The sequence below is a fragment of the Methanoculleus sp. UBA413 genome, assembly GCF_002502935.1.
In the GTDB taxonomy this organism is placed as follows: Archaea; Halobacteriota; Methanomicrobia; order Methanomicrobiales; family Methanoculleaceae; genus Methanoculleus; species Methanoculleus bourgensis.
Genome location: NZ_DAQR01000007.1, coordinates 1 through 12,073 on the forward strand (window position 1 = coordinate 1; position 12,073 = coordinate 12,073).

Annotated in this window: 13 protein-coding genes; 9 read left to right on the top strand and 4 right to left on the bottom strand. The window is 62.7% G+C overall.

Annotated features, from left to right (window positions below; genetic code table 11):
- Window positions 1-57 precede the first annotated feature (57 nt).
- The 5 genes from BP858_RS00625 (at window position 58) to BP858_RS00645 (ending at window position 3,950) form a co-directional block, all read left to right on the top strand.
- Window positions 58-504, top strand: a complete 447-nt coding sequence (locus BP858_RS00625) for a hypothetical protein (RefSeq protein WP_286878564.1) — start codon at window positions 58-60, stop codon at window positions 502-504.
- Between the two features lie 525 nt (window positions 505-1,029).
- Window positions 1,030-1,209 carry a hypothetical protein gene (locus BP858_RS00630; protein WP_286878565.1) on the top strand — a complete coding sequence of 60 codons (180 nt, stop codon included), beginning with the start codon at window positions 1,030-1,032 and terminating at the stop codon, window positions 1,207-1,209.
- Window positions 1,210-1,313: 104 nt separating this feature from the next.
- Window positions 1,314-2,102 (top strand): hypothetical protein, encoded by a 789-nt coding sequence (locus BP858_RS00635; RefSeq protein WP_286878566.1) that lies wholly within the window; start codon window positions 1,314-1,316, stop codon window positions 2,100-2,102.
- A gap of 1 nt (window position 2,103) precedes the next feature.
- Window positions 2,104-3,042, top strand: coding sequence for a calcium-dependent protein kinase (locus BP858_RS00640; RefSeq protein ID WP_286878567.1), 939 nt, complete (start codon window positions 2,104-2,106; stop codon window positions 3,040-3,042).
- A gap of 8 nt (window positions 3,043-3,050) precedes the next feature.
- Window positions 3,051-3,950: a hypothetical protein gene (locus BP858_RS00645; protein ID WP_286878568.1), complete on the top strand. Its 900-nt coding sequence runs from the start codon at window positions 3,051-3,053 to the stop codon at window positions 3,948-3,950.
- Window positions 3,951-4,359: 409 nt separating this feature from the next.
- Here BP858_RS00645 and BP858_RS00650 read toward each other — a convergent pair whose 3' ends face one another.
- From BP858_RS00650 to BP858_RS00665, 4 genes are all read right to left on the bottom strand, one after another.
- On the bottom strand, window positions 4,360-6,078 hold the full coding sequence (locus BP858_RS00650) for a M28 family metallopeptidase (RefSeq protein WP_286878569.1): 1,719 nt from the start codon (window positions 6,076-6,078) through the stop codon (window positions 4,360-4,362).
- Between the two features lie 292 nt (window positions 6,079-6,370).
- Window positions 6,371-6,673, bottom strand: a complete 303-nt coding sequence (locus tag BP858_RS00655; RefSeq protein WP_286878570.1) for a hypothetical protein — start codon at window positions 6,671-6,673, stop codon at window positions 6,371-6,373.
- 178 nt (window positions 6,674-6,851) lie between these two features.
- Complete coding sequence (locus BP858_RS00660) at window positions 6,852-7,436, bottom strand: nucleotidyltransferase domain-containing protein (RefSeq protein WP_286878571.1); 585 nt, start codon at window positions 7,434-7,436, stop codon at window positions 6,852-6,854.
- Window positions 7,429-7,569 carry a hypothetical protein gene (locus BP858_RS00665; protein WP_157203604.1) on the bottom strand — a complete coding sequence of 47 codons (141 nt, stop codon included), beginning with the start codon at window positions 7,567-7,569 and terminating at the stop codon, window positions 7,429-7,431. The genes BP858_RS00660 and BP858_RS00665 overlap by 8 nt, the downstream gene beginning before the upstream one ends.
- Before the next feature lie 171 nt (window positions 7,570-7,740).
- Here BP858_RS00665 and BP858_RS00670 point away from each other — a divergent pair, with 171 nt between their 5' ends.
- The 4 genes from BP858_RS00670 (at window position 7,741) to argC (ending at window position 12,072) form a co-directional block, all read left to right on the top strand.
- Window positions 7,741-8,148, top strand: a complete 408-nt coding sequence (locus BP858_RS00670; RefSeq protein WP_286878572.1) for a bacteriohemerythrin — start codon at window positions 7,741-7,743, stop codon at window positions 8,146-8,148.
- Between the two features lie 160 nt (window positions 8,149-8,308).
- On the top strand, window positions 8,309-10,039 hold the full coding sequence (locus tag BP858_RS00675) for a hypothetical protein (RefSeq protein ID WP_074174666.1): 1,731 nt from the start codon (window positions 8,309-8,311) through the stop codon (window positions 10,037-10,039).
- Window positions 10,040-10,153: 114 nt separating this feature from the next.
- Entirely contained in the window at window positions 10,154-11,059 is a 906-nt protein-coding gene (locus tag BP858_RS00680; protein ID WP_074174667.1) for an ADP-ribosylglycohydrolase family protein, read from the top strand.
- A 26-nt stretch (window positions 11,060-11,085) separates the two neighbouring features.
- Complete coding sequence (gene argC / locus BP858_RS00685; protein WP_014865975.1) at window positions 11,086-12,072, top strand: N-acetyl-gamma-glutamyl-phosphate reductase; 987 nt, start codon at window positions 11,086-11,088, stop codon at window positions 12,070-12,072.
- Window position 12,073 lies beyond the last annotated feature (1 nt).

Below are 12,073 nucleotides of genomic sequence, written 5' to 3' on the forward strand. Positions count from 1 at the left end.
TATTACTACTTTCTCACCCTGATACCCTAGGGTCGGGTCAAAAAGGTGGCTATCGGAATGGAAAAAGATAAGAGTCCGAAATCCAGAAACCCGCTCAAAACGGCAGGAATCGTTCTCGCCTGCGGTCTTGCCGTCGCCGTCGCCGTCGTCCTCGGCTTCATGCTCGCCGACGCCCTCATCGTCTATGCTTACGAGAGTTCAGGCGGGCAGCCGATGCTCTACGTCATGGAGAGAGCGGAGCCGGGAGAGAGCATGGTCGTTCCCCTGACCGAGCAGGACTTCGAACGGCATCCGGCGCTCGACGCAGTCATCCGGGGCGGCGAGCGCAACCCGTCGGCGTGGGAGTGGGGCTACCGGGACCAGCGTGTCATCGGGGGAACTAAGGTCTCGTACCGGGAGAGCAAGGCGCTCCACGATGCCTACGGTCCCCAGGGGGAGAGGGGGCTGTACCCGCTCATGGAGTACGAGGGTGCGTACTACGTGGTCCTGACGACATGGCCCTGAAGGGGAGTCCCCGTCGCCCGTGCTCGATATGCATCGCCTCTTTCCACGGGGGAGGCAAGTCGGAGGGAGTGAACTGAACCACGACATCAGTCTGGGCGTCACCGCCTGGCCTCGGGCCACCCTATCCAGCTATTATCCGGCCTTAGAGGCCGACTGCGGGAAAATCCCGGGAGGTATCATCCTCCCCCTCAGCGAAGAAAAGGTTTGGGTTTTTCTGTTCCGAACCGATTCTCCGGAGATCGGGTGAGTGCATCCTTTCGGGCACATCCCCCGGCGGGGACGGGGGCACACTGCCGTGCGATCGCCCCACAATGAGAAGGTTTAAGATGAATTCGGAAAAAACCGAACGATGGCTGCTGATTTTATATGTTCTAACGACCCAGAATTGGATTGGATGCCGCGTGCGGTGCCCGCTCGTGTGCGGGGGCTGCTCACCCCCTGGTCTGACGCCCGGATGACGCGCCCCGCATGCCCGGAGGCAAAGGAAACGTAGGCGTTCTGTGCACTTAGATGTGTGATTCTTCAATGGATTCAAGAGACGATGCCTGGATGACGTTTGATGAGGTAAAGAGCGAGGTGGATGCACAGAGGCCTTTTGTTCTCAGCCTGTGGGGCGGCGGCATGCCTATAGGAGGAGATAGGCCTTATGGTGATCACAGCGTTGCCTGTGTAGGTTATCTAGGAGGACTGGGTGTCCATACATGACACATGGGATACTCAGATCCATAACGTAGTCTATGGTAACCGGTGTGGGGTGCCATGGCGACCTGGGTGAGGCCCTGACCCCCTCTTTATGGTGGTAGATCCAGATGAAATCCCTGAAAACCGACAGAACCAGCAAATTCGCATTCATTCTCCTCCTGATCGCTATCGGTGCTTTCGGTATTCTCCTGCTCATTGACCTCCTCGCCATCGGTCCCGGATATCCTCCCCCTGAGGCCCTGCAGAAATGGTATATCCCGCAGCCCCGGTATGAGTATGCGGAGAACGGCTCTGTCGCCGTAAATAGAACGATCGATGGGAATGTTGTCCTGCTCGGCGATATCGAAGACGGGTGTCCATCCTTATTCCCGGTCCTCTCACGGCACTGCAGCTATGCAATGTATGCCGACACCGTGTCGGGTGATCGGTATCTGGTCGTCAACTGGTACTTCGATGATAAGGCAGACCTCTTACAGGCTGAGATGGTCCTCTGCAGCCACCTCCGAGCATCTGGGAATGTCTCTTCCGCTGAGCTGTTCCTCTCCAAAGAACCTGATCTATCACAGGGGGAACCGATCTTTAGTCCCGTTGCCGTAACAAAATTCGATAACGAAACGTCTTTTGGTTATTTCACCGTTGTTGAGAAGCCGCTGTCCCCGGAGCACGACGATTACTTCGTTGTTTACTATGGGGTGATCGGGCCGGCTATTCTCCCTGATCACACTGCTACCCTGGAGAATCTTATGCTCCGGAGTTATTCGCTTCATGGTGCAAGGCCGCTCGCACCCTGCCCGGCACAGGAAGCGGCAACAGGGTCTACGCATTCCGTGTGCGAGGGTATCCCTCTCCTGCCCCGGGCAGCGAAATCTCCCGGGATAGTAAATAGAAGGTCTTAAAATGCCACGAAAGATTGATGCACTCGTCTGTCTCGCTCTCGCGATCATAGCCGGGTGCGTGTGGGTTCTTGGTCCGGGCCAGGTCCCGGAAAGCCCTCTTCCCGCCGGGGCGGGCGCAGGCGAAGAGAAGTACTCTCTCACTGCTGAGTTCCCGGAGGTGCGGGGCTCGTATACGCTCTACCGGGTGGTCCCTGCCGCCGTCACGGAAGAACGCGTCCGGGAGGTTGCGGAGCGGTTTGGGCTCTCGGGGGAACCAGGGGCAATGAACAAAAAGACCGGGGAGTTCCTCCTCATCGATGCCTCGAAGGACCCGGAGGAGCAGGTATCGGTGTATGCACATTCCGGCGCCGTGGCCTACCACATCCCTGACCTGGAACTGCCGACCGAGGTGACCAGGCAGCCGGACCTCCCGACGGATGCGGAGGCGGAGAAGATTGCGCTTGCGTTCCTTGAGAAGACCAGCATGCAGTCGCCGGATGCCCGGGTCGTGGGGGTTGGGATGGGCCAGAAGCAGGAGGACTGGAAGGCGGGCGAGAGCGAGCCGGAGGCGTCGTACGATGTGACGAAAGCGGTTCGGTTCGGCCGGTCGCTTGACGGGCTGCCGGTCTATGGTGATGAATTTGCGGTGATCCTGGGTGACGGCGGCGAGGTCGTCGGGCTCGTGAAGACCTGGCGGGAGGTGACGCCGTACGGGAATGTTAGCCTCCGATCCCCCGGGGAGGCATATGAGGATCTCCTTGCAGCAAGGACTGTCCGCCCCCACGGGGGTGGGGAGTATGATCAGATCACGATCGAGAACGTCGCGATCGGTTACTGGATGGAGCCGAGAGGTGTCGTGCAGGACCTGGTCCGGCCGGTGTACGCGTTCTCTGGAACCGCGGTCCGGGGCGGTGCTCCTGAACCATATATCGAATACGTCTTTGCTGATGCAGGGGGGTGATTCGGGGGATGATGAACAGCATCAAAGTGCGGCTGCCTGGTCTGCTGCTGGCATCAGTGCTCATCGGGACGTTCTTCGTTCCGGTGGTCTCTGCCGGTGGGGAGAACACAAACTGGCTTGATACCTTCGACGAATGGGTCACACCCCAGGATATGTCGATGTACTACAAGCCGATAGTTACGGAAAAACCGGAGCGGCCGGGCCCGGAACTGGTCAAGAGATACCCCGGCCTGATCCTGCTCGGGGAGAATGTGACGTTCCCCGAACGTGGGTCTGCGACGGTATCGGGCTTCCCGTCCGGCCCTACGACACACGTGGTCGTGGCCGACCCGGGCTACTTCACCCCGGTCCCGCAGGCCGGCAAGGTGAACCTCACAAACCTCCCGCCCCTCCGGAACTACGACCTCGTGACCGCCGACCCGGGGGCGTTCGTCGCCGACGTGGGTTCGGGGAGCCCGGTGACGCTCCGCCTCTCCGGCCGGGAGTTCGTGCTCGACCTCAAACCGGTGCCGGGTCCCGTTGCAGAAGGCGCCCGGGCTTTTGTGAAGAACGAGTCGGGCACGTTCGCCGTCGCTCTCCCCCGTATTTGGTCCTTCGAGGGGATGATCGCCGGGGAACCCGGGAGTTCCGCATCCTTCACGGTCGGCGATGACGTGATCCTCGGGACGATTAAGAGTAATACGACGTCGCTCGTCATCGCTCAGGCCGGGACCATCGAGATCGACGGGGAGCAGAGAATTGTACACGTCGTCTACGACGAGCGGGACGTTATCCCGAGATTCCGGCCCCTGGCGACCGACATCTGTGTGCCGCCGGACGGGGGCGGGGGTTCGCCGGACATTACCCGAAACCGGGTTGCAAACCTCGCAAAGAGCCTGATCGACGCTATGAGGCCGGGAAGAGCCTGATGACTGAAGGTTCGCCGGGTGTACCCGGGGTACCGGCCGCCCCTTCAATGTCCACCCTCCTAGTGGAGCATTTCACCTTATTTTACGGGTTCTGGTGCGGGGATCACCAGCCTCTCGCGGAAAGCCACGCGGGAGCATTCATGGGGTAGAGCGAGAGGCTCGACGCAGGAACGCGGAGTTTCCCCCGGCTCACCCGGGCAGGGGACCGTGGTGGCTATCGCCCTGGGGGCGGGGGCAGGGGGCGGGGCGAGCCCCCTCCCCGCACAACCCGGACCCGGAGGCACGATCGAACAGAGCAGGGGAGCCGCCCGGTCGCCAACCCAGGGAGGTCTCCGTGGAAAATTTAGCTGCAACGCTCCACTAGACATATGTCCAATATTGGACAGTTCGCGGCCCCTGGGCAGCCGGTTCAGCTGAGGACGAGGCTCCCGGTCTCCGCGGCCCTTCTGTCGCCCTCGCTGCAGGAGATGGTCCAGTGGTAGGTGCCCGGCCCCTCCGGCTCCAGCCAGAACCCGATCTCCTCTCGCCGGGAGTCGTTGAGAACCGGCACGTCAAAGAAGCGGCGTTCACACTTCTGGCCGCCGGGACCGTCCGCCCGGAACTCCGCCGTCTGCAGGAATACATCCGCAGTGTCCCGGTAGTCGCACCCCACCACGATATCGTAGATCTCACCGGGAGTGTAGTTGTAGGTGTAGGTGCGGGCCGACGCGGAGCAGGTAACCCCGCCGGTCTCATCGACCCGCAGGAGCCCGCCGTCGAGGTCAACCATCCCATACTGCTGGAGGAAGAAGTCGGTCCGGTCGACCCCGAGGACCGAGCCGTCCGGTCCGTATGCCACGACCGTGAAGGAGTGCGGCCCCGGGGTTGGGATGACCGCCTGGCCGTCCTCAAGATCCCGGATCAGGATCCCGTCAAAGTAACCGTCGACACGGGCGACCTCTTCCGGGCGGTCGAGGCGGTAGGAGAGCGGGACGGCCGCAAAGGTGAGGTGGATTAGAGGATCTTCGCCAGGGTCAGCTCCCCAGGGGATGGTGACGGCGCTCCCCGATACCGTCGGCGGCACGATCTCTACCCCCTCCCCCATGACCGTCGCGACCGCTTTCGCCCCGGTGGGGCCGTAGGTGACTGCCTGCACAACGCGCGGACTTTTCGGGAGGGTGACCGACCCCGACGGGAGCACCCCGAGGCTGGTGCCGTCGACGATCACCTCGATCGGTGCGTCATTCAGAGTTGTGAAGATGACTGTCCCGTTCTCGACCGAAAGGTCGATTCCCGGCCCGTCACCGCCCGCGTCAAGCCCCACAACCGTCCCGGCGACAATCTCAGCACACTCGGCGGCAAGGGTGTAGTTGAGCCTCTCCGGCCGGTCGTCGGCGGTATGGATGATTGCATGACTGTCGCGCTCGTAGAGCCGGGTCGTCGGTATCCCGGCGGCACGGAAGGCGTGTTCGTCTCCCCGTGCAGCGTCGAGCAGCCGGGCCGGCGTCTCCTCGATGCACGGCGGGAGCACGTCAAGGATCCACCGGTGCTGGGGGAGCGTCGTCGCGAGCAGATGGTCCCCGGAGGCGATGCAGTCGAGGTTGATCGCGGCGACGATCCGGTCGTGGAGGTCCGGGTTGTCGGCGAGCCACCGCCTGCTCCCCTCAAGCCCGGTCTCCTCGCCGCCGAAGGCGATGAAATAGACCGTCCGGTTCAGGGGGGTGGCGTTGAGGATCCTGGCGACCTCGAGCATCGTCGCCACGCCCGCGGCGTTGTCGTCGGCGCCGGGGGTCTCCGGGACGGCGGTGTCGTAGTGCGCAGAGATGACGACGATCCGGTCGGTCGCCCCTTCCCTGACGCCGATGATGTTCGAGGAGAGGGCAAGCGGCGGGTCGAAGTAACAGTTGGTATACGCGAACCTCCCGGTGCTGACCGAGAGCCCGCGCTCCTCCATCGCGGTGGTGATATAGGTCGCGGCCGCCGTTCGCTCTTTTGACCCCAGCGCCCGCTCGAACGTGCAGAGGTCATACGTCATCTCCTCGATCCGTGCAGGATCGGCCGTAAGATTGTCGAGGGCGGCCGCCGGTGCGATCCCGGCGAGCACTACCAGGAGCACGGCGGCGCCCCTCAGTATTAATGATTGTCTCATGGTTCTCTCTCGTTATAGGCGCCCCCCCTCCTGATCGAAGAGCTTGTCGTCGCGCTATAAGTGATTTCTGTGTCAAGAGTCAACTCTTCTGGCTGTCGGGGATGCGGGCGGCAACGGATACCTTTTTGATAGAGGATCGGTATAGGGACCGGGCCCCCTTCCCGTGTGGGTGCCCGAGCCGGGCCGCGGCATCCCGGGCCGGTCGGTCTACGAGATAATGGGAAGCCTCTCTGTGGGCGAGGTGACGCGGGTCGTGGCATCAGCGATCGGGTGGCTTCGCTCCGCCGCTTTCTCACCCCTCTTCCCGTAGCGCCTCCGTCAGGCGTCCCCTCAGGGCCCCGATGGCCTTCTCGCTCATCCCGTCGACGATGCCAGTGCATTTCACCAGGAACCGGGGGGCGGCCCGGATAAGTTCTTCGCAGAAGAGGTCGGGAATCTCCCGCGAGACGTAGTACTGGGCATCGACCCGTGCTCCCCTTGCCTTTTCCACGAGTGCCGCCTCGGCAGGAGCGAAATAATCGGAGAGAAGCCGTTCCATGAGCAGGATGGTGCAGGCATGGTTCTCGCACCATCCCGATCCGCGTGAGGACAGCATAGAGGGAGAAGTACATCGCGTAATATGCGGTCGTTATCCTCCAGTCGTGAGCGGGGAATCGTCTGCATCGTCTCAAGGGCCTCTTCGGCCTTCTTCAGGTATGCCGACGCCAGGGTCTCATTCGGGGCGGTGAGGGAGATGCCGTTTCTGATCCGGCCGCACCATACGAGCTGGTCCATCATCCCACCGCCTTCTCGACGAAGTGTTCGGTGCCTTTGATCAGCACATGGTTCCGGAGCACCTCCCGGAGAAAGGGGTCCGTATGGAGGTCCCGGTCGAAGATCTCCGTCGGGTAGACGGTGAGGTGAATCTTGAGACCATAGATCTTCCCGATCCTCTCAATTTCCTCCCCCCGGCATTCACCGGCAACGAAAAGGTCGAGGTCGGACTCCTCGTCTGCGGTCCCCTCTGCGCGGCTCCCGAAGACTGCACCGCTTCCCTCGATATGGGGGACGATCCGGTTGAGAACTCCGGCGAGGAAGGGTTCCTCCTCCCGGAGGCAGATCCTCCGGTAGACCTCTGCAAGGGTGCAGAAGTCCCGCGCGTGATCGCCCCGGCGCAGGGAGAACAACCGTGTCCTGCCCCTGGTGACGGAGCGGAGGACCTGCTTTGCCTCAAGATATTCGAGGGCCGTCTGGGCCGTCCCGCGGCTGATGGGAAGGTATCTGGCGACTTCCCGGATGTATATCTCGCGATCGTAGCCCCGGGTGAAGAGGGAGAGGACCCTGAGGTAGTCCTCCCGAATGTCCAATATTTTAGACATATGTCCAGAATATTGGACGATCCCCCACATCAGGATTCCGGTTGGGGGCGGTCTCGATCCCTGCCGCCGGTGCGATCCCGGCAAGCACGATCAGAAGCACGGCGGCGACCGCCTGTATCGAGAGTTGTTGCATGGTATCGTCTCCCCGGCTGCGTGGCACCTATGCGCGGCCGGTATCCTGATTGGGGGGTTCGCCGCCGCGTTATAAGTGATCTCCGGCTTGATGGACGATGGTCGGTGTTCATCCTCATCGTGTTCGTACAAAAACGAACAATTTATGCGGAGGGAGGCGCCATCCCAGCTCATGGCATTCATGAAGTGGTCCGACGACCTCTCCGTCGGCGTCAAAGAAATTGACGGCCAGCACCAGCGGCTTGTATCGCTCATCAACGACCTCCACGACGCGATGCTCGAAAAACGCGGGAAAGATGTTCTCGGTAAGGTGCTCGCAGACCTTGCCGCCTACACGCAGTATCATTTCTCGGCCGAGGAGCAATACATGCAGAAATTCGGCTATGCCGGTCTTGCCGCGCACCGGCGTGAGCACCAGGCCTTTGTCGCGAAGGTCGGCGAGTTTGCGCAGGGGTTCGAGGAAGGCAGGCTCGGCCTCTCGATTCAGGTCATGAACTTCCTCAGCCAGTGGGTGGCGACTCACATCCGGGGGTCGGATACGCGCTACACCGACTGCTTCCATGAGCACGGCCTCTCCTGACCGTCCGATATGCACGTTCCCGACACAGAAAAGGTATATGGGCCCGGGCGAAAGCCTCACTGTGTGGATGCCGGAGCCGGCCCCCCTGCAGGGGAGCATGCCTCTCTCTCCCCTCCATGGTCGGCCGCGCAACTCCGGACATCCGCACCGAGGAACTGTCATGAAACCCATTCTCCCTACCCTTCTCCTGCTCGGCTGCCTCCTTGCTGCTGCCGGGTGCACCGGCACGGATCAGGCCACGCCAGAGTACTCGGCCACGCCCGATGAGGCCCGCGAGGTCTTCGGCCCCGAGACCCCCGTGCCGTCCTACCTCCCCGAAGGCTACGTCTTTGAAAACGCCACCCGCTCTTCCGACGGCAGCGTCACGCTCACCTACAGCAGCACCGCCGCCGACCTCCGGATAACACGGCTCTCGTCCCCGGACGCCCCGTGCCCCGGTCCGACGGTCGCCGGAAACAAGGATTGGATCGTCCAGGGTGATGGCATCGAGGGCCGGCTGGTCTACGAGGGCGACGATCGTTCGCCGGGTTCTCCCTGGCTGCTCCGGTGGGATTGGAACGATGCCTCCTTCTGCATGACGGGGAGACTCCCCATGGATGAGATGATGCGGGTTGCTGCATCGGTGGTCAGTGAGAGGCGGGCGGAGCCTAGAGACCCGTACCTCGTCGCGGAAGAGACCGCCCGCGATCATGCGACCGCAGCACTCGTCGAGTTCATCGTCGCGGGCCCCGGGCTCACTGAAGGGGAGGCCTGGCGGAACGCGACGGTCGGGGCCGGGCCCGTGCTCTTTGCCGATCGCAACGGGAGGCCGTTCGTCTATCACTATCCGGTGGAGAGCGGCGGCACGACGATCGGGAGCATCAAGATCGCGGCCCGGACGGTCCTCGGCGGTCCGGTGATGGATTATGGGACCACGCCGCCGACGGCCTTCGACCCTGATGACGCTGTATCCTGGGCTATCGCCGCAACAAAACGGATTTATCCCGGCTGCAGCGTCAGGGACGCCCGCCCGTGCTACGCCTCGCCGGTCACCGGCGTCCTGGTGCGTGCGGCAACTGCTGACGGCACGGAGACATGCCTTCTGTTCGATCCGGCATCAGGGAGGATGGTGGATGAATGGGTGCCGACAGAAGAGGATGCAGCCACAGTCGACCATCTTGGGCGTATCCTCGATCAAGATGAGGCCGAGGGGAGGGTCGCCGCATGGCACGAAGCCGATGTGCGCTATCGTGGGACCCTCTCGTTTGCGGAACGCCATGGGATCAATCTCCGGCAACCGCTATCCGAGGAGGATTTTGAACGCTACGTGGATTTCTTCGAGAACCTGGCGGTATCGCCGGCCCCCGACACCCCCATACCCGAACCGGATACGGCCGCATGGGAGAGAGAACTGGAAGAGTGGCAGCAGAGGGCAGATTGGTCTATCGGTGTTGCCTATAATGCCGAATTGCCTGACGATGAGGTCTTTGCCATCATCGAGGAGCACCTTGGGAGTTCCCCTCCGGGCGGGCTCCGGACGAGCCCCGCGGACTCCTGGCTCTGCCTCAACGCGACGGCCGCAGAATTCGCTGGATACCGTGTCATTCTAGAGAATCATGCGGTTGTCAGGATAACTGATGCCAATGAGGCTTTCTTCATGAGCGTCATTGAGAACCCAAAGACCGTGGGGGACCGTACGCTGTGGCTCTTCGACATCGGCCAGAAGAACCCATCCGGGATGACCTCGGGGGAGATTATCGACCTGCTCCTCGCTGAGGGCGTCCCGGTAGAGAGAATCCGGATCGCCTACATGCGGGCATACTCCGGGGACCGGGACGAGCGGGAGCAGTTCGCGCAGGGATTGAACGCGGATGCGCGCCTACTCTTTGTGATGAAGGAATACCTCAACTGAGCGTTAACCGCCCCCGCCCCCGCCTGTCGCATCCGGGACACCGGCGGGGGCTTGGGGCTTCTCCATCGCTGAATAACAACCCTTAAGGCGGATCTTACGAGAGATACTATTCAAATGCTCGATCAGTTCAAGGGCTGTCTTCTCGGGGCCGCAATGGGCGATGCGCTCGGCATGGCGCGGGAGAGCACCCCTCCCGACTTCCAGCGCCTCCATGAGGGATACCGCCGGGCCTGGCGCGGCCACCCGAACGCGGGGTTGAAGCCCGGGCAGTTCACCGACGACACCCAGATGATGCTCCTCGTCGCCGGGATGCTCGTCGGCGGCACCTACTCTGAGCAGGGGTACGCGGCCGCCCTTGCCCGGATGTACATGAACGAGGAGCTCCGGTTCCCCGACGCCGCCGTGGACGCCGCGTGCCGGCGCCTCCTCCTCTCCGGCGAGCAGTTGGGCGGCGTCGCTTCCAACACCGCCGGCTGCATCAGCATCTCCATCCCGTTCGCGCTCGCCTACAGCGACCCGGTCGATGTGACCGAACGGGTGGTCCAGGCCTGCAGCGTCACCCATACTCACCCGGCGGCGCACGCCGGCGCGGTCACCGTCGCGATGCTCGTCCACTACGCCGTCCGCGGCCGCCCCGACGCGCTCTCCCTCGCCGAGAAGCATGCGGGCCTCGAGGACATCACCCTCGGCAACAAGATCCGCGCCGCCGTCCGCCTTGCAAACGAGGGGATCAGCCTTGAGAGCGCGCTATCGGTGATCGGGAACGACGTGACCGTCTACCAGACCGTCCCGCTCGCATTCTTCCTTATCCACCGCATCAGGGATGTCTCAGTGCTCCTCAACACCGCCGCCCATGTCGGGGGGAACACCGACACCATCGCGTTCATCTGCGGCGCCTACGCGGGCGCGACCTACGGAAAATCCGCGCTGCCCCGTGACCTCCTCGAAGGTCTTGAGGGTCGGGATGCGATCGAATCGATGGCTGCCCGGCTCTACGAACGATACATCACAAAGCCTTAAGATTCTATAAAAGACACATCTTCCGTATGGAAATTGCGATTATCGGTGCATCCGGATACACCGGCGGCGAGTTAATGCGGCTCCTGCTGAACCACTCGTCCGCAGACGTCGTCACCGCGACATCCCGGAAGCTGGACGGCACCCCCGTCGCCTCGGTCCATCCCCACCTCCGGGGGTTGACCGATCTCGTCTTTCGGAACATCGAAGCCGGCGATATCGACGCCGACTTTGCCTTCCTCGCCGTACCGCACACCGCGGCGATGAAGATTGCCGGGACGCTTGCAGAGCGGGGGATTAAGACCGTCGACCTCTCTGCCGACTACCGGCTCGCAAAGGACGTCTACGAGAAGACCTACGGCGTGCGCCACGAGGCCTACTTCGAGGCCCCCTATGGTCTCGTCGAACTCCACCGGGACGAGGTCAGGGGGGCATCCTTCGTCGCGAACCCGGGCTGCTTCCCGACCGGGGCGACGCTCGCGGCGGCACCGCTGGCGAAGTTTGCCCACACGATCATCTACGACTCAAAGACCGGGGTCACCGGGGCAGGCAACACCCCGTCGGGAACCACCCACTACCCCAACGTCGGCGACAACTTCAGCGCCTACAAGTGGACGACCCACCGCCACCTTGCTGAGATGAAGCAGGAGGCAGCCCGGCTCGGCTCAACCGCCCGGTGCTACTTCACGCCGCACCTCCTCCCGGTGAACCGGGGCATCCTCACGACGGCCCATATCCTCCTCCGCGAGCCGATGGAGCAGGACGAGGTCGAGGCGCTCTACCGGAAGTTCTACGAAGACGAGTTCTTCGTCCGCTACCAGAAACCGACCCTTGCCGCCGTGCGGGGAACGAACTTCTGCGACGTGGCCGTGGAGAGCGAAGGCGACCGCGTCGTCGCGATATCGGCGATCGACAACCTGGTCAAGGGCGCAAGCGGCCAGGCGATCCAGAACATGAACCTGATGTGCGGGTTTGCGGAAGACGACGGTCTCCGCTTCGCCGGCATGCTTCCATGAG